Annotated in this window: 17 protein-coding genes; 8 read left to right on the top strand and 9 right to left on the bottom strand. The window is 66.9% G+C overall.

What is annotated here, in order from left to right; translation table 11 throughout:
* Positions 1–23: 23 nt before the first annotated feature.
* Positions 24–371, bottom strand: coding sequence for a DUF7471 family protein (locus tag ACT4ML_RS05610; RefSeq protein ID WP_138246212.1), 348 nt, complete (start codon positions 369–371; stop codon positions 24–26).
* A gap of 188 nt (positions 372–559) precedes the next feature.
* On the opposite strand from ACT4ML_RS05610, the gene ACT4ML_RS05605 reads away from it, so the two are divergent.
* The gene (locus ACT4ML_RS05605) at positions 560–994 is read left to right on the top strand and encodes an SPW repeat domain-containing protein (protein WP_444719978.1); all 435 of its coding nucleotides are present in this window, start codon (positions 560–562) and stop codon (positions 992–994) included.
* 147 nt (positions 995–1141) lie between these two features.
* Entirely contained in the window at positions 1142–1471 is a 330-nt protein-coding gene (locus ACT4ML_RS05600) for a YbjQ family protein (protein ID WP_138246214.1), read from the top strand.
* A 55-nt stretch (positions 1472–1526) separates the two neighbouring features.
* On the opposite strand, the gene ACT4ML_RS05595 is transcribed toward ACT4ML_RS05600, so the two are convergent.
* Positions 1527–2573, bottom strand: a complete 1047-nt coding sequence (locus tag ACT4ML_RS05595; protein ID WP_444719977.1) for a phosphatase PAP2 family protein — start codon at positions 2571–2573, stop codon at positions 1527–1529.
* A gap of 171 nt (positions 2574–2744) precedes the next feature.
* On the opposite strand from ACT4ML_RS05595, the gene ACT4ML_RS05590 reads away from it, so the two are divergent.
* Positions 2745–3272, top strand: coding sequence for a winged helix-turn-helix transcriptional regulator (locus ACT4ML_RS05590; RefSeq protein WP_444719976.1), 528 nt, complete (start codon positions 2745–2747; stop codon positions 3270–3272).
* A gap of 78 nt (positions 3273–3350) precedes the next feature.
* Here ACT4ML_RS05590 and ACT4ML_RS05585 read toward each other — a convergent pair whose 3' ends face one another.
* Positions 3351–4370 carry an AI-2E family transporter gene (locus tag ACT4ML_RS05585; protein ID WP_444719975.1) on the bottom strand — a complete coding sequence of 340 codons (1020 nt, stop codon included), beginning with the start codon at positions 4368–4370 and terminating at the stop codon, positions 3351–3353.
* Positions 4371–4486: 116 nt separating this feature from the next.
* Here ACT4ML_RS05585 and ACT4ML_RS05580 point away from each other — a divergent pair, with 116 nt between their 5' ends.
* Positions 4487–5224, top strand: coding sequence for a DUF547 domain-containing protein (locus ACT4ML_RS05580; protein WP_444719974.1), 738 nt, complete (start codon positions 4487–4489; stop codon positions 5222–5224).
* 12 nt (positions 5225–5236) lie between these two features.
* Here ACT4ML_RS05580 and ACT4ML_RS05575 read toward each other — a convergent pair whose 3' ends face one another.
* Positions 5237–5938, bottom strand: a complete 702-nt coding sequence (locus ACT4ML_RS05575) for an amphi-Trp domain-containing protein (protein ID WP_444719973.1) — start codon at positions 5936–5938, stop codon at positions 5237–5239.
* A gap of 109 nt (positions 5939–6047) precedes the next feature.
* Between ACT4ML_RS05575 and ACT4ML_RS05570 the strand changes: the two genes are divergently transcribed.
* Positions 6048–6851 (top strand): HNH endonuclease, encoded by an 804-nt coding sequence (locus ACT4ML_RS05570; protein WP_444719972.1) that lies wholly within the window; start codon positions 6048–6050, stop codon positions 6849–6851.
* A gap of 32 nt (positions 6852–6883) precedes the next feature.
* Here the strand turns inward: ACT4ML_RS05570 and ACT4ML_RS05565 are convergent, their stop codons facing one another.
* Positions 6884–7642, bottom strand: a complete 759-nt coding sequence (locus ACT4ML_RS05565) for an Lrp/AsnC family transcriptional regulator (protein ID WP_138246221.1) — start codon at positions 7640–7642, stop codon at positions 6884–6886.
* A 283-nt stretch (positions 7643–7925) separates the two neighbouring features.
* Between ACT4ML_RS05565 and ACT4ML_RS05560 the strand changes: the two genes are divergently transcribed.
* Positions 7926–10214 carry an amino acid permease gene (locus ACT4ML_RS05560; protein WP_444719971.1) on the top strand — a complete coding sequence of 763 codons (2289 nt, stop codon included), beginning with the start codon at positions 7926–7928 and terminating at the stop codon, positions 10212–10214.
* A gap of 26 nt (positions 10215–10240) precedes the next feature.
* On the opposite strand, the gene ACT4ML_RS05555 is transcribed toward ACT4ML_RS05560, so the two are convergent.
* The 4 genes from ACT4ML_RS05555 to ACT4ML_RS05540 all read right to left on the bottom strand — a co-directional run bounded on the left by ACT4ML_RS05555 (position 10241) and on the right by ACT4ML_RS05540 (position 13332).
* Positions 10241–10969, bottom strand: coding sequence for a nucleoside phosphorylase (locus tag ACT4ML_RS05555; protein WP_444719970.1), 729 nt, complete (start codon positions 10967–10969; stop codon positions 10241–10243).
* Positions 10970–11093: 124 nt separating this feature from the next.
* Entirely contained in the window at positions 11094–11396 is a 303-nt protein-coding gene (locus ACT4ML_RS05550; RefSeq protein ID WP_444719969.1) for a HalOD1 output domain-containing protein, read from the bottom strand.
* A 140-nt stretch (positions 11397–11536) separates the two neighbouring features.
* On the bottom strand, positions 11537–12424 hold the full coding sequence (locus tag ACT4ML_RS05545; protein ID WP_444719968.1) for a carbohydrate kinase family protein: 888 nt from the start codon (positions 12422–12424) through the stop codon (positions 11537–11539).
* Positions 12425–12510: 86 nt separating this feature from the next.
* On the bottom strand, positions 12511–13332 hold the full coding sequence (locus tag ACT4ML_RS05540) for a DUF63 family protein (protein ID WP_444719967.1): 822 nt from the start codon (positions 13330–13332) through the stop codon (positions 12511–12513).
* A gap of 345 nt (positions 13333–13677) precedes the next feature.
* On the opposite strand from ACT4ML_RS05540, the gene deoC reads away from it, so the two are divergent.
* Both deoC and ACT4ML_RS05530 read left to right on the top strand, forming a co-directional pair.
* Positions 13678–14313: a deoxyribose-phosphate aldolase gene (gene deoC, locus ACT4ML_RS05535; RefSeq protein ID WP_444719966.1), complete on the top strand. Its 636-nt coding sequence runs from the start codon at positions 13678–13680 to the stop codon at positions 14311–14313.
* 75 nt (positions 14314–14388) lie between these two features.
* Positions 14389–15816: a universal stress protein gene (locus ACT4ML_RS05530; RefSeq protein ID WP_444719965.1), complete on the top strand. Its 1428-nt coding sequence runs from the start codon at positions 14389–14391 to the stop codon at positions 15814–15816.
* Positions 15817–16001 lie beyond the last annotated feature (185 nt).

The raw sequence follows: 16001 nt of genomic DNA, 5'->3' as shown, positions 1-16001 counted from the left end.
ACGACGGGGCCCGGTCGCGCGGACTAGTCGTCCGGGTCGACCGAGACGGCGTCGGTCCTCGAGCCGCTCCGATAGACCGCAGCGAGGACCAGTACCGCGATCAGGAAGTCGGAGCCGTGCTCGACGAGGTGGTGAATCGTCATCGGAACGAGGCCGAGGACGGTCCCCAGCCCGGTCACCGACCGGACGACGAGCACGCCGAGTGCGACCGTTATCAGCAGGTATCGGAGCGTCCGACGCCGAGAGTACGCGACGAGTCCGGCGACGAACAGCACCGCCGTTCCCAGCACCGCGAGCGCGATCACGCAGACGAGGACGGGGGCGAGTTGCGGGTTTAACCACTCGCCGGCGACCGACGTTGGGAGCGCCATGCGATCGATAGCTGTAATCGGGCGGACACCCACGTATTCCCTTCGGTGTTTCCGGCCGAGCTAAGATCTTCTCGCGTGCGTGCGGAACGACAAACGGCGGGGACACCATGCGGGCCCACGAGTTTTTCCCGACAGGTGCAGGCACTGTCGTTTTGCGCGAATGGCAGCTACCGACACGTGAGGAAACTATGAGTGACACACCGAATACCGACACCGACCGCGAGACCCGAGCCGACTACAACTCGCTGAACACGGACGCGATGCAGTGGCTGAGCGCCCTCGTCGCGCTGATCGGGCTCTACATCGTCGCGTCGCCGTTCATCCTCGAGTCGACGGAGGCGGCGATCTGGAACGACACGCTCGTCGGGACGGCGATCTTCCTGACCGCCGGCTACAACTTCGTCCGGCTGTCGAGAGATCGACTGGCGAGCGTCGGCATCGCGTCGCTGGCCGTCCTGCTCGGCCTCTGGGCGCTCATCTCCCCCTCGTTCATCGAGATGGGGAGCAGCGAGCTCGCGACCGGGACCGCGATCTCCGGCGCGGCCGTCGCGCTCATCTCGGCGTACAACGCCTACGCGAACAACAAGGCCGACACGCCCGAACAGACCCGCGCTCGAGCCTGATTCCGACGACGATTCGTTGCGTCGCCGATTCTTTTCGACCGGAACCGCTCGCGGTGGGCGGGAGGACACGGATACCCCCGAGCGGATGTTCCGGAACTGTACATCCGACTCTCGATTTATATCTGATCGCAACGTATCCGCCTGTGAATGTCTGAAATAACCATCACGACGACGGACGGCCTCGAGGGACGGGAGATCACGGACTACCGCGGCGTCATTTCGGGGGAAGCGGTCATCGGCGCGAACGTCGTCAGCGACATCGCCGCCGGCATTCGGGACGTCGTCGGCGGACGGAGCGGTTCCTACGAGAAGAAGATCGAGCAAGGGCGAACGGAAGCGATCGCCGACCTCGAGGCCGAGGCACGGGACCTCGGGGCCGACGCGGTCGTCGGCGCGACGTTCGACTACGAGGAGATGGGCGAGGGCATGCTGTGGGTCAACCTCTCGGGAACCGCGGTTGAGACGCGACGGGAATAGCGACGACGACCGAGTTCCGGCCGCTCGATCACGCTGGAGGGCGATAATGGCGACCCTACGTCTCCGGACGAATCCAGCGCCGAAGTCGGACGCCGTACTGCCGACCGAGGGTCAGCCCGCGTCGCCACGTCGTCGGCGAGAGCAGGAACCGAAGCCCGAGGGCCGCCATCGTCGTCCAGAAGACGAGCGCCGTCCAGAACCGCTGGGCGCGCTCGGAGTGTTTCATCACCGGGACCGTGACGAACGCGGCGAGAACGACGCCCCGCACAGCGCCGCGAGCGGGCAGCGAGAAGAGGTGAAACTCGTCGATCGCGACGGCCAACGGCGCGAGTGCGCCGGCCGCGAACACGCCGCGAACGACGAGCGGTCGAACCGCGTCCGATGGCCGGTCGGCCGCGAACACGTGCCGTCCGAGCACTACGAGTTGCCAGCCCCCGAACGCGCCGAGTGCCGCTCCGAGGAGCGAGACGCTATTGGCGTCGACACCACTGACGACGAGGTTCACGGTTCCGGCGACGATCGCGAGCGCGAACGCCCCCGTTCCGTGATCGATCGAATAGCGGGCGAGGAGCCGTTCCGCACACAACAGGAACGCGATTCCGACGGCGACCCCGGCGACCACGTCGACGAGGTAGTGGACGCCGAGCGCGATGCGCGAGAAACACACCGCAGCGATACCGATTCCCGCACCGGCGAACCGTCGGCGACGAGTGCTGATCGAGAGCCGGTGTGCGAGACCGAGATACACGATAGTCGTCATCAGCGCGTGGCCGCTCGGAAAGCCGTACCCGCCGGCCATCGCGGTCGCTTCGTAGAGCGGTTGGAGTATCCACGGCAGCGTCTCGATCGCGACTAACGGTTCGCCCGGACGCGGTAACGAGAAGACGTGTTTGAGCGCGCTGATGAGCGCGAGTCCGGCGAGCGTAAAACCGACGATGACGGCGGCGTCTTCCCGTTTCTCCGCGTGAAACCAGTAGATGAGGCCGACGAAGAGACTGAGAAACCAGACGTCACCCAACTGGGTGACGAGCGCGACGAGTACCGCCGCCCACTCTGGGATCACCGCCTGAACGGGTTCGAACTCTCCAATTCCACGACTCATAGCTACTGATAATCGAGGTATATAGTAAACTGTTTTGACGTGAGAGGACCGTGTACGAGCGAACCCGCGACCGAGAGACGGTTCTCGAGGGTTGGGAACGTGGGAAACCCGTTATACGTCCCCCAGCAGTAGCCGACGATACGTCCGCGTTTCGGACACTACGAGATATCGATGACCGACACTCGACAGCAGATTCAGGCCCACATCGGCGACAACGCCGGCGTGCACTTCAACGAACTCGTCAGAGAGTCCGATTTCGCACCGGGACAGGTCCAGTACCACGTCCGGCGGCTGCGCGAGGACGACCGCCTCGTCCGCGAGGAGTTCTACGGCCGGACCCACTACTACCCGCCGGCGTATGACGAGTGGGAACGTGCCGCACTGGCACTGTTCCGTCGGGAGACCGCCCGCGAGATCGTCGTCTACCTGATCGATCACGAACCGGCAGCGCCCGGTGACATCGCCGACGCCCTCGAGATCGCCCGGAGCACGCTCGAGTATCACCTGAACCGGCTGGTCGATCACGACATCGTCACGAAGCGCTACGACGAGCGCAATCGGGTCGTTCTGGGACTCGCCGAGCCCGAAGCGACGGGCCGGCTGCTGGCGACGGTGACGCCGACGGTTCCCGATCGGCTCGTCGACCGGTTCACGCGGCTCGTCGACGAGTTGCTCGCGGGCGGGCAGGAATCGCGGTAGCGGTCGCGGTCGGGTACTGCGGTCGCGGTCACGGTCGGCGGTCAGTTGCGGTCGCCGCCAGCCGACCGCAGGGCAGCGTTACGACATCCCGGGCGTTTCCTCGAGTCGATCGTAGTGGTCGTTCATCACGTCGAGCGTCGCGATCAGCGCGCCGAGGACGACGGGGCCGTAGAACAGACCCATGACGCCGAAGGCGTAGACGCCGCCGAGGACGCCGAGGATGATGACGGCGGGGTTGAGTTCGGCGTAGCGATCGACGAGGACCGGCCGGAGGTAGTCGTCGGAGAGGCCGACGATGATCACGCTGTAGACGAACAGCCCCACTGCGAACAGTGGCTGGTCGATCAGGAAGAGATAGACGACGGCCGGCCCCCAGACCAGAAACGAGCCGATCAGCGGGATCAGCGAGAGAATGATCATGACGAACGTCCAGAACGCGGCGTTCGGGACGCCGGTCGCCAACAGCCCCAACCCGGCGAGAGTCCCCTGAATGATCGCGATCAGGACGTGCCCGGCGAGGACGGCCCACATGACTTCGTCCAGTCGCTGGTAGAAATCGTCCTGTGCGTCGTCCGGCAGCGGCGTCAGGTCCCGCAGCCACGCCAACAGGTCCCCGCCGTCTTTGAGCAGGTAGTAGAGCAGGAACAGCGCGAGCCCCAGTCCGATCAACACGTGCGTAAGCGCGCTGAACCACTCCGTCGAGCGCTCGAGCGCCACCGTCCCGGCGCTCTGTGCGGCGTCGGCGAGCGCCGACGGCAGATCGACAGTCTGGCCGGTCTGTTCCTCGATCGCCCGCTCGAGGTCGGCCACCTGCAACGAGTCGGTGTTGACCTGCTCGAGGAGTCGGCGAGCGTCGCTGGCGACCGCCGCGACGATGCCGATCAGCGGGACGACGAAGCCGGCGATCGCGAGGGCGACGAGTCCGAAGGCGGCGATCGGCGCCGCGACGTGTGTCTCGAGGCGCTGCTGGACCGGGTAGAGGACGTAGGCGATGAGGATGGCACCGAGGATGTACTGGGAAAACGGAAGCACGAGCAACAGGGAGAGATACGCGAAGAGGGCGACGAGGACGAGGAGAAATCCCTTGCTGAGATTCACACCATTATTTCTACCGTCGGCGGCATAAAACCACGGCCTGAACCTGTATTCAGTCCAGACTGTCGTGCGTACCCGTCACACGGCTTCAAGGGGCTGGTTCGCGAATTTCGGACCGAATGTCGACTCAGCTCGATCCCCTCTCGCTCTCGGCCGATCTCCTGTATACGGTCAAGACCGAGGGAGACGCCGATCAGTTACGAGAGCATCTGGCGGCGCTCGAGCGAACGCAGCTAGAGCGAGCGCTCTCCGGTCGAGAGGGAAAACTCGCCTTCTGGCTCAACTGTTACAACGCCTACGCGCAACTGCTGATAGAGGAGGAAGAACCCGATCTGCTCGAGGGCGGGCTCCTCGACCGCTGGAAGTTCTTCGCGCGCGATCAGATTCCCGTCAGCGGGGTCTGGCTGAGTCTCAACGATATCGAACACGGCCTGCTCCGGAGTTCGAAGCAGTCGTGGGGCTTCGGATACGTTCCCCGGCTGTTTCCCTCCTCGTTCGAGCGGCAGTTCCGCCTCGAGGAGTGCGATCCGCGGGTGCACTTCGCGCTGGGCCACGGGGCCGAGCACTGCCCGCCGATCGCGGTCTACTCGCCGCGGGACGTCGACGAGGAACTGGACATCGCGATCGAGTGGTTCTTAGAGGAGAACGTCAGCTACGATTCCGCGGACGACACGGCGACGGTCCCGCGACTGTTCCGGCAGTACCGCGGTGACTTCGGCGGCAAGCGAGGCGTCGTCGACTTCCTCCGGGAGTACAACGCCGTTCCGGCGGAGGCCTCGCCGTCGCTCGAGTACGAGCAGATCGATCACTCCGCGGAACTCGACGTGGATTTAGACGCCGAGGATATCCGATCGTAGCTCGCTGGTCTCCTACTCGAGTCGGTCGATCCTCGCCGCCGGCGCGCTCCGCATGACGCTCCGGGCCGCCCGTTCGGCGTTGGATCGCGAGGCGTACCCCTCGCCGCTGTCGGCGACAATGTTCCCGTTCCAGTGGACGAGCCGCCAGCGCCACTGGCCGCCCTTGTCCTCGTAGACCTCGAAGCGACTGGTCCGGCCGGAGTCGGTCGCCCGGTCGGCGTCCGTCGGCGCTGTGGCGTCGTCGCCACCGTCGCGGTCCGCCACCCCTTCGAGGGGCATCACCGCCGCCGCGGGATCGACGTCCGCCGAGTCCGCATCCGCACCGCGGTCGGCAGTCTCGGTTTCGGCGGCCGCAGCCGTCTCGGCCGACCCGGCGGTGTCGACGTCGGCGATCGAGTCGCGGTCCGTGACTCGAACGCTCGAGCCGTCGGGATCGTCCCACTCGAGTTCGAGTTCCAGTTCGCCGACCGGCGGCTCGTCGTCGGCATCGTACTCGGCTTCGAATTCGGCGACGACGCGCTCCGGAACGGCGATCCTAACAGTTTGATCGTCGCCGTCCAATCGGACGGGGCGGCCGTCCTCGAAGGCGGTCGCGAACTCGCGGAAGACGGCGGCCAGTTCCGCGCGGTCGTACCCGCGCTCGAGTTCGAACTCGGTTTCGCCGTCCGTCTCCGAGTCGTTCGATCCGTCCGAATCGTCGGGTGAGTCGACCATACGGGGATTACGAGCGGCGTCCGGTTAGTATTTCGTGCGTTCCCACCGAACGCCGACGGTCGTCCGGGCTGTCGGTGCGCTTTTGTCGTCGCGCTGTCTTCGCTCGGTCATGACTTCACGCGACTGGCGCGCCGACCGCGATGCCGTCCTCGACCGCGACGGGTTCTCGTGTCGACACTGCGGCACCGACGGCGGCGACGACCCGGCCACGCTCCGACTCGTCCCCGTCGGCGACGTTCCCCTCGAGGGAGATGTCCACGAGAGCGCGCTCGTCACCGTCTGCGACGAGTGTTTCGCGACGCTCGAGTCCTCGCCGTCGGCGGACCCGATCGCCAGCGACGAGCTGTTTCGCCGCGTCCGCGCAACGACCGGCGTGCAGGGCGAGACGATTTCGGACATCGCGTCGTTCGCGTCGATCGCGACGTCGCTGCCCGCCACCCTCGAGTCCGCCGTCGACGACGGAACGGACGCCGAACTCGACGACTCGATCTCGGAGTATCGCCGCAGTCGCCGCGACGTGTTGCTCGCGCTCGCGGTCGTCGACGCCCGACTCGAGCGACTCGCCGCCCTCGACGACGACGCGTACGACCCCGAGATCCGGACCGCACTCGAGGACTTTTCCGACGCCGCGGCCGACCTGCAGTCGACGCTCCGCGAGGTCGTCGCACTGAGCGAAACGGTCGCGGTCGGCCTCGAGCGCTGCCACGGCTGTTTCGGCGCGCTCGAGGGAGAGACGTGTGAGACGTGCGGGCTCGAGGCGCGCGAGACCGCGGAGTGGGAGGGCGACGACGGGACCCTCGCGTTCGAGCGGCTGTTCGCGACGATCAACGACCGGCTACAGGGGGCATCGGAGACGACCGAGACGCTGACCGATCGAACGACGACGCTCGCGCGACGGCTTACGGCGGCGTAGTCGGGGAGAACGTCGAACGACTCGCGAGCCGCTCAGGTGTCGGCGACCACGCTCGAGTCGAAGTTCGCGATCGTTTCGTCGGTCACACCGCCTCGCGAGAACAGCGTGACGATGTCGTCGGAACGGATTTCCGTGTCGCCGTGTGGTGTCAGCACGGTATCGTCTCGCTCGATAGCGATCACGAGCGTGTCGTCGGTGAGCGCGTCACAGCGGGCCGCTTCCTGAATCCGCATTCCCGCGGCCGGGGCGTCCCGATCGACGGTCACCTCCGCGACTTCCGCGTCGCCGGAGAGGCTGATGAAGTCCGTCAGCACGGCGTTCTGGGTCTCGTCGGTGGGACCGTACGGCGAGTACGCGCGAGTCGTTTCCGTCTGAACGAGAACCTCGTCTTCGATCTCGACGCCGAGGTCCGAGAGCGATCGGGCGATCCGGCGTAAGTCCTCGGTGTCGCTCCCGACCGCGAGCACGTGCAGGTTCCGCCGTCCGGTCATCAGTTCGCGGACGTTGACGACTCCCGGAATGATCTGGGCCTGTCGCGCGATCGATTCCCGCTCGGAGACCGGCGCGTTGCACATAAAGAGGTTCGGCAGATGACCGTCCGCCCGTTCGAAATCGATGCTCGCGTGATAGCCGGTGATAACGCCCTGCTCCTCGAGTTGCGAGATCCGGTTCCGAATCGTCCCCGGAGAGACGTTCAGGTCGTCCGCGATCGCCGGAGCCGAGGTGTTCCGAGCGTCACCCATCAGCGCGTGAATGATCCGACGATCGATCTCGTCGAGCCGATAGTCCATATCCGCGCTGTACGCCGGCGGGTACTATATTCTCCGTTGATCGTCGCCGGTGGTGTCACCAACATATTATTTTTGCTGTATCAGTAATTTATTGGATCTGCACTCAGGTATCCCCAATCATATCGGATTATTTATACCGGTGTCGCGGAAAGGACCACACAAATGATCGAGGACGACCCCGCGAGGCCCGCCGCGAGCCGGCGGGACGGCACTGGTATGCGGAACCATCGACCCCGCTCGAGCGCGGATCGGCCGCGAATCACACTGCGGCGATGCCAGACCGATGAGTGACGACGAACTCGCCAAGGACCTGGGGCTCCTGTCCGCCCTCGCGATCGGTATGGGGACGATGATCGGCGCGGGTATCTTCGTCCTCCCCGGGGCCGCCGCACAGGAAGCCGGTCCGATCGTGGTCATCTCGTTCGTGATCGGCGGCGCGATCGCGATGGTCAACGCGTTAGCGGTGAGCGAACTCGGGACGGCGATGCCGAAAGCCGGCGGCGGCTACTACTACGTTAACCGCGGTCTCGGCCCGCTGTTCGGGTCGATCTCCGGCATGGGTGACTGGATGGGGCTGGCCTTCGCCTCGGCGTTTTACTGCATCGGCTTCGGGGGCTATCTCACCGACCTGCTCGCCGGCACGGTGCTCGCGTTGCCGACCCTCGAGTTCGGGCTGTTCGCGCTGACGGACATCCAGTTGGGAGCCCTGATCGCCGGGCTCCTGTTCGTCGGCGTCAACTACGTGGGCGCGAAGGAGACCGGGGGCGTCCAGACGGTGATCGTCACGGTCCTGTTGGGCATCCTTACGATCTTCGCCGCAACCGGCTTTCTGCATTTCAACTGGGGGACGCTGACGACCGACGGGCTCGCGCCGACCGACGCGGGCTACGGCGCGATCCTCCCGGGGACCGCCCTCGTCTTCGTCTCCTTTCTCGGCTACGCGAAGATCGCGACCGTCGCGGAGGAACTGAAAAACCCCGGTCGGAACCTCCCGATCGCGGTCATCGGCAGCGTCGCCGTCGTGACGGCCATCTACGCCGTCCTCGTCGGCACGATGGTCGGCATCGTCCCGTGGCACGCACTCGACGACAGCGTGCCCGTCTCACAGGTCGCCGAGATCACGTTCGCGGGGATCCCCGTGCTCGACGCCGTCGGCGTCACCCTGATCTCGCTGGCCGCGATGCTCGCGACCGCCTCGAGCGCGAACGCGTCGATCCTCTCGTCGGCCCGGATCAACTTCGCGATGGGCCGGGACAAGATCGTCACGGACAGACTCAACGAGATCCACCCCACGTACGCGACGCCGTACCGGTCGATCCTGCTGACCGGTAGCGTCATCGTCGTGTTCATCGCCGCGCTGGGACAGGACCTCGAGATCCTCGCCAAGGCGGCGAGCGTGCTCCACCTGATCGTCTACGGCCTGATGAACCTCGCGCTGATCGCGTTCCGGCAGGCCGACGTGCCCGACTACGACCCGGACTTCCGGGTGCCGTTTTACCCGGTGACGCCGATCGTCGGCGCGGTGCTTTCCTTCGGCCTCATCGGGTTCATGGACCCGATCGAGATCGGCCTGAGCCTCGCCTTCGTCGCCGTCGCGGTGCTGTGGTACGCGCTGTACGCGCGCTCGAAGACGCCACGGCAGGGCGTCCTCGGCCAGTACATCCTCGACCGGTCCGAGGCGATGCCGGACGTCGCGGTTTCGGCGGCGAACGCGGCCAGACCCGATGGTTCGGGCGAGTATCGCGTGCTGGTCCCGCTGGCAAACCCTCGGACCGAGCGACACCTGATCGAGTTCGCCGGCACGCTCGCCGCCGAACGGGACGGCATCGTCCACGCGGTCCACGTCGTACAGGTCCCCGACCAGACGCCGCTCGAGCGCGGTGTCGAACGGATCGACACCGAATCCGAGAGACTGCTCGAGCGGGCCCGCGAGCACGCCGCGGCCCGCGACGTGGAGATCGAGACGACGACGATCGCCTCGCATCGCTCCGTCGAGGAGGTGTTCGACGCCGCCCGCGAGTACGACGCCGATCAAGTCGTGATGGGCTGGGGCGGGGACCGGCCGTGGTCCGTGGGCCGCGCCGAACAGCCGCTCGACGAACTCGCCCGCGACCTCCCGTGTGACTTCCTCGTGTTGAAAGACCGGGGCTACGATCCCAGCCGGATTCTGCTGCCGACCGCCGGCGGGCCGGACTCCGATCTCAGCGCCGAGATCGCGAGAACCCTGCGTTCGGCCACCGGTGCCTCGATCGACCTGCTCCACGTCGTCGACGACGAGAGCGAGCGCGAGGCCGGCGAGGCGTTCCTCACCGAGTGGGCCGCCGACCACGATATCGGGGACGCCGTGCTGACGGTCGACACCTCGGGCGACGTCGAAGGTGCGATCGCCCGCGAGGCCGCCGGGGAGACGCTCGTGATCATCGGCGCGACCGAGCGCGGCCTGCTCTCCCGGCTCGTCCGCGGCTCGCTCGTCTTCGACGTCGTCGACGACCTCGAGTGTTCCGTGTTGCTCGCCGAGCGGCCGACGACGCGGTCGCTCCGCGAGCGGCTGTTCGGTCGCTCGAAGGAGTAGAAACGGGCGGTCGGATTCGGAGCCGCTTACAGTTCGGTCGCGGCCTCGAGCGAGAGATCGATCGCGCGCCCGACGTTGTTTTTCGCCTTGTCCGGGAGTTCGTCGTCCTCGGTGTCGGTGCCCTTCTGGGTGCCTTCGACGAGGTTGCCGTCGACGGTACAGATCGCGCCGGCGCGCAGTCCCTTGCGGCGGGCCAGCGAGAAGACGGCGGCGGCCTCCATCTCGACGGCTAACATGCCGGCGTCCTCCCAGTCGGTGACGTGTTCGTCGGTCTCGGCGTAGAAGGCGTCGTCGGAGACGATGGGGCCGACGTGGACATCCTCGTCGTTCGCCTCGGCGGAGTCGACCAGCGCCGAGAGCACGTCGTAGTCCGGGACCGCGGGGTACTCGGTGGCCTCGTAGCGCTTGCTCGTCCCCTCGTGTTTCGCGGCGCCCGTCGCGACGATCATGTCGCCGATCTCGATGCCGGACTGGAGCGCGCCGGTCGTCCCGACCCGGAGGAACGTCTCGACGCCGACGTTGGCCATCTCCTCGATCGCGATCGCGGCGGAGGGACAGCCGATCCCCGTCGAGCAGATCGTCAGCTCACGCCCCTCGTAGGTGGCGTTGACGATCTTGTACTCCCGGTTCTGTGCGATCGTTTCCGACTCGTCGCAGTGATCGGCGATCCGATCGACTCGCCCGGGGTCGCCCGGAATGAGCGCGATGTCCGTCAGATCTCCGTCGTCGACCAGCAGGTGTGGTTGGGTCGCCATACCGTCGGATTCCGCGGGCGGTGCAAAAAAAGGTTCGAGGAAGGGCCGAGGCAGACCGACTCGCCCGGCGATCCTCGACATCACCCCCGTTTCCCGCACTCGCCCGGCGACCCGCCCGTCGCCGTCAGTCGATCGGGCACACGTCGACGCGCTCGGGTCGGATCGTGACCAGCGCGTCGTCGATTTCGAACTCGACGGTCCCCGCCGACCGGCTATCGCCCCGATTCGTCTCGGCGAAGAGGCTGTCGAGTGCGTCCGGATCGATGTAGTCGTAGAGCTGCGTACTGGCCGCGGTGACATCGTCACCGTAATACCGGGCCAGTGCCGTTGCAGCGGCAATACTCGGCGGTTCGTCGTCTCGTCGGTCGTACTGGATGCGCCGTTGAAGGTCACATCCGTGGGACTGGTTTACCCTTCCTTCCGTCATGTCTCTCAGTCACGGGATCGTGACTGTTACTCGAGTGGGCAACGGCGTCGTCCATATAACTACCGTCAGACAACACCCGGTGAGAACCACACGACTGCAGCGCTTTCGCGCGGTCCGGAGAGCACGTAAGAAGACACCGGTCAGGATCGGCGCGTGAGAACGTCCTCGACCGCCCCTTTCGTCGGTGCGTTCCGCGCTCCGTTGTGGCTCGCGGTCAGCGCACCACAGGCGTTTCCGACCGCGAGCGCGCGGTCGATCTCGCGCTCCGCGAGCCACGTCGCGAGGAATCCCGCCGCGAAGGCGTCGCCCGCGCCGGCCGTGTCGACGGGATCGATGTCGAACCCGGGATGAACGACCGTGCCCTTCGGCGTGTACGCTTCCGCCCCGTCGGCCCCGCAGGTCACCACGACGATCCGCTCGTCGGTCGCCGCATCGATCGCGTCGGCCTCGAGCAGCACCGCGGCCTCCCGGTCGCTGACGAAGACGAGGTCCGCGAGCGCGAGCGCCTCGCCGTAGTCCCGATCGCCGATCCGGCGGCCGGGATCGAAACTGACGGAGACGCCCGCCTCGCTCGCGATCCGTGCGATCGCAGCGGCGGTCTCCGGCCATTGGCCCGTGAGGTGGACGTGGTCGGCCGCCCGAATCCGTGCCGGCTCGAGGTCCGCGGGCGTCACCGCCTCGTTGACGCCGTCGTTGCCGAGTATCGCGACCTCGCCGGTCTCGTCGACCAGCAGGTACTTGACGGCCGTTTCGGCCCCCTCGATTACGCGGACGCCCTCGAGGGAGACGCCCGCGGCCTCGAGTTCCCGGCGGGCGAGCAGGCCGTGGTCGTCGTCGCCGACGCTCCCGATCAGTTCGGAGTCGACCTCGAGTCCGGCGAGTGCGGCGGCGACATTCGCGGCGCTCCCGCCGCCCGACTGGCGCTGCGAGCGGATCGCCGCCTCGCCGTCGGGTTCGGGAAACCTGTCGACGCGAAGGGTCACGTCCCAGTTGACGTGACCGGCGGCGAGTACCGTGATCGGATCCATTCGAGACTACTGGGAGGACGGCTCCGCCCGGCAAAAATCTAGGGACAACGCGGCGGAGTCACGCGGTTGCGGTGGAAATCGAACGCTCAGGCGACGGCGAACAACAGCGTGTTGTGGACGGCCGGTCCGAGCCCGACCGCGGCGACCAGCGCGAGGAGCGTCCGAGCCTGCTGTGGGGCCTCCTCGACGTACTCCCGGAAGAGGCCGAGGATGACCATCGCGAGGACGACTTTGACGAGGACGAACAGCCAGCTCGCACCGACGTACTCCGCGGTCGGCAGCGCCTCGCCGGCCTCGAGAATCAGCAAGGAGAGCGGCACGTCCTCGCCGGCCCCGAGGACGTCGTAGCCGATCGCGGTCGTGACGCCGTCCAAGGTGTGTCCGAAGACGACGAGCGCGCCCGTCGCGCTCGTTGTCGTCGCGATATCGGTGAACCAGAGACTCAGCGCGATCCACGCGACCGCGGTGACGATGCCGGCGACGACGACGGCGATGACCGGCCAGAACGGCTCAAGCGTCCCCGCCTCGAGACCGAGCGAGAGCGCGAACATCGTGAAGACGGTGAAAAACGCCGTCCCGGCGATGCCGACGAACCGGGGGATCGTCGGCTGTAACCCGCCGACGTGGAGGAAGATCGCGATAATCCAGACGATTCCCGCGACGGTCGCGGTCACCGCGTAGACCATCGGCGCGGTAAACAGCGGCTCGATCGTCGCCGGGAACGCACCCAACTTGTAGAGGACGTGGAGACACGCGCCGAACATCATCCACGGCGCGAACGCGATGACCGTCCGATCGGTCACCGGCGGCTCGAGCGCCCACAACAGCGCGATGACACCGCCGAGAACGACGATGACCGGCCCCAGCAGGTACCACGGCGGGACGACGAACCCCTCGGGTAATACCATAGGGTGGAATAGCTCACACCAGCGACTAACACTTTCCGATTATCGGATATTCGTGTAATCGAACACATCTGACGCTCGCGACAGCGCAGACGGTACGTGCGGCGGAAAAGAGCCGGTCTCGGGCGGTCCACGGGTCATCGGTGGTCCCGCCGAAGCGTTCCCGGACGAGTGACACAATGGGACCCGGCGAGAACGGACCGCGCTCGGCGTCGTCTTCGTCACGACAGTCCGACGGTATCTCACGGTGACTGATAGCCAGACCGTTGCAGGCTGATCGTCCGGCTCCGCACGACCTCGCAGACTCGAGTGGGCGGCTTTTTCTTCGTCCGGCGAGTCGGCCCGTGTATGGACCGCAGCGAACTCGCCCCCCTGATCGACCACACCGTCCTCGGCCCCGAGACGACGCTCGAGGACGTTCGAGACGTCCTTGATGCGGCCGCCGAGCACGGCATGAACGCCTGCATCCCGCCCTACGCGGTGGAGACGGCCGCCGAGTACGCACCCGACGTGACTCTCGCGACGGTGATCGGCTTCCCGCACGGCCAGCACGCGCCCGCGGTGAAACGCAAGGAGGGAGTTACGGCGTGGCAAGACGGCGCGGACGAACTCGACGTCGTGATCAACGTCGGCCGACTGCGAGCGGGCGAGGACGACGCGGTCGAGGCGGAGCTCGCGGAACTGGTCGCCGCGGTGCCGATTCCGGTCAAGGTGATCATCGAAACCGCGCTCCTGACCGACGCCGAGAAACGGCGGGCCTGCGAGGCCGCCGCCGCGGCCGACGCGGCGATGGTCAAAACCTCGACCGGCTTCGCCGGCGGCGGTGCCACGGTCGACGACGTCGAACTCATGAGCGAGTCCCTCCCCGTCAAGGCCAGCGGCGGCGTCGGCAGCTACGACGACGCGATCGCGATGCTCGAGGCCGGAGCCGAACGGATCGGGGCCTCGAGCGGGGTCGCCATTCTCGAGGGCGCACCGGAGTAGAAGCCGGACGGGAACGGCCCGCCGACCTCGAGCGAAGCCGAACGGTTTTGGTCGCTGCCCGAACAACGGAAAGCTATGCTCGAGGGTGTGCGAGCGCGGCTGTACGCGCTCGCGAGACGACTCCGTCGGCTGGAGCGACGCGAACTCGACGCCGTCCTGCGGTGGCTCGAGCACACGGGCAATCTCGTCCACCTCTCGGTGCTGGTGTTCGTTCCGTTGCTGATCGCCGCGGTGACGTGGCTGGCGAACATGACGGCGGCGATCTCGTTCCTGCTGTTCCCGCCGCTCGCCTCCGGAACCTACACGCTCTTCGCCGATCCGGAGGGGAAGTACGCCACGCCGTCGAAGTTCGTCGGCGGGATGACCGTCGGCGCGCTCTGTGGCTGGTTCGCACTGTCGCTCGCGGCGGCCGTCGGGCTGCACGCCGGCGGGGTCAACGCGGCCGGGGCCGCCCTCGGCATCTTCTTTACCGGCGTCTGTACGTGGGCGCTCGACCTCGAGGAGCCGACGGCGTTCTCGACCGCTTTGCTCGTCCTCGTGACCGGCAACACGCAACTCGCCTACGTCCTCGGGATCGTCGTCTCGAGTTCGTTCGTCGCGGCGGCCTTCGTCGTCTGGCGGCGCCACTTCTACGAGCAGCGCGCTCGCTACCTCTACCAGACGACCAGCGGGGACGATCACGTGCTCGTCCCGATGCACGACTGTTCGGAGACGGTCGCCCGTTTCGCCGCGTCGATCGCCGGCGCACACGACGCCGGGAAAGTGGTGCTGTTCGACGTGATCGACGACGAAGACGCCGAGCGGCAACGCGACGCCGCCGGCGCGAGCGATGGTCGAACGGGCGCGAGCCCCACCGAACGCGCGGCCGGCGACGCCGCTCGTCGCCTCGAGTCGATCGCCGCCGACCTCGAGCGCGCGTACGACGTTCCCTGCGAGGTCGTCGTCGCGGCCGACGGCGGGCTCTCGGCGGGGCTCGTCCTGCAGACGGCCCGCGAACAGAACTGCGATCTCATCGTCGCGCCGTACGCCGAACGCGAGGACGGCGGACTCTCGGCGTTCATCACGGGGCTGTTCGACAGCGAGATCGACGTGATCGCGTTCCGGTCGAACGGAACCCGACGACGGCGGTGGCAGAACAGCCTCGTCGCGGTCCGGGGTGCCGGCGACACCGCTCGAGCAATGCTCGATTTCGCGATCCGCGTGTCCCAGTCCGGCCAGCCGGTCAGCGTCTGTACCTGTATCGACGCCGAGTCGCGCCGCCGCACGGCGGAGGCGACCCTCGCGGATCTCGTCGACGCGTTTCCGGGCCCCTTCGAGACCCACGTCGCCACCGCGTCGGTCGAGTCCTATCTGGGCCGGACCGCGCCCCGGTACGACGTCTGCTTCGTCGGCTCGAGCACCGACCGGTCGGCCGCCTCGCGGTTCGTCTCCCCGCCGACGTTCCGGAAGCTCAGCGACCTCGAGGCCGACGTGGCGATCGTCCACCGCGGTCGGCACCGGTAGCGGACGTTTGCGTCTATCCACCTATCTGCTGATGGAATCGAGGAATTGCTGCTGGAATCACGTGCGGCGAACCGTCCGCGTGCAACGAAGCGTCCTGCTATCGTGGCAACAGGGAATCGCCACGCCCTCCCCAACCGATTCGCTCACTTCGTTCACTCATCCCTCGCACATCTTTGGCTCGCGGC

Source organism: Natrinema sp. LN54 (assembly GCF_052439245.1).
Lineage (GTDB): Archaea > Halobacteriota > Halobacteria > Halobacteriales > Natrialbaceae > Natrinema > Natrinema versiforme_A.
This window is presented reverse-complemented; position numbering and strand designations above follow the sequence as displayed.

Excerpts from the sequence above, each read along its gene's own strand:
- ACT4ML_RS05595 (WP_444719977.1), bottom strand. The coding sequence starts at position 2,573 with ATGAGTCGTGGAATTGGAGAGTTCGAACCCGTTCAGGCGGTGATCCCA.
- ACT4ML_RS05570 (WP_444719972.1), top strand. The coding sequence starts at position 6,048 with ATGACTTCACGCGACTGGCGCGCCGACCGCGATGCCGTCCTCGACCGC.
- ACT4ML_RS05600 (WP_138246214.1), top strand. The coding sequence starts at position 1,142 with ATGTCTGAAATAACCATCACGACGACGGACGGCCTCGAGGGACGGGAG.
- ACT4ML_RS05550 (WP_444719969.1), bottom strand. The coding sequence starts at position 11,396 with ATGACGGAAGGAAGGGTAAACCAGTCCCACGGATGTGACCTTCAACGG.
- ACT4ML_RS05560 (WP_444719971.1), top strand. The coding sequence starts at position 7,926 with ATGAGTGACGACGAACTCGCCAAGGACCTGGGGCTCCTGTCCGCCCTC.
- ACT4ML_RS05555 (WP_444719970.1), bottom strand. The coding sequence starts at position 10,969 with ATGGCGACCCAACCACACCTGCTGGTCGACGACGGAGATCTGACGGAC.
- ACT4ML_RS05565 (WP_138246221.1), bottom strand. The coding sequence starts at position 7,642 with ATGGACTATCGGCTCGACGAGATCGATCGTCGGATCATTCACGCGCTG.
- ACT4ML_RS05575 (WP_444719973.1), bottom strand. The coding sequence starts at position 5,938 with ATGGTCGACTCACCCGACGATTCGGACGGATCGAACGACTCGGAGACG.
- ACT4ML_RS05545 (WP_444719968.1), bottom strand. The coding sequence starts at position 12,424 with ATGGATCCGATCACGGTACTCGCCGCCGGTCACGTCAACTGGGACGTG.
- ACT4ML_RS05605 (WP_444719978.1), top strand. The coding sequence starts at position 560 with ATGAGTGACACACCGAATACCGACACCGACCGCGAGACCCGAGCCGAC.
- ACT4ML_RS05580 (WP_444719974.1), top strand. The coding sequence starts at position 4,487 with ATGTCGACTCAGCTCGATCCCCTCTCGCTCTCGGCCGATCTCCTGTAT.
- ACT4ML_RS05590 (WP_444719976.1), top strand. The coding sequence starts at position 2,745 with ATGACCGACACTCGACAGCAGATTCAGGCCCACATCGGCGACAACGCC.
- deoC (WP_444719966.1), top strand. The coding sequence starts at position 13,678 with ATGGACCGCAGCGAACTCGCCCCCCTGATCGACCACACCGTCCTCGGC.
- ACT4ML_RS05610 (WP_138246212.1), bottom strand. The coding sequence starts at position 371 with ATGGCGCTCCCAACGTCGGTCGCCGGCGAGTGGTTAAACCCGCAACTC.
- ACT4ML_RS05540 (WP_444719967.1), bottom strand. The coding sequence starts at position 13,332 with ATGGTATTACCCGAGGGGTTCGTCGTCCCGCCGTGGTACCTGCTGGGG.
- ACT4ML_RS05530 (WP_444719965.1), top strand. The coding sequence starts at position 14,389 with ATGCTCGAGGGTGTGCGAGCGCGGCTGTACGCGCTCGCGAGACGACTC.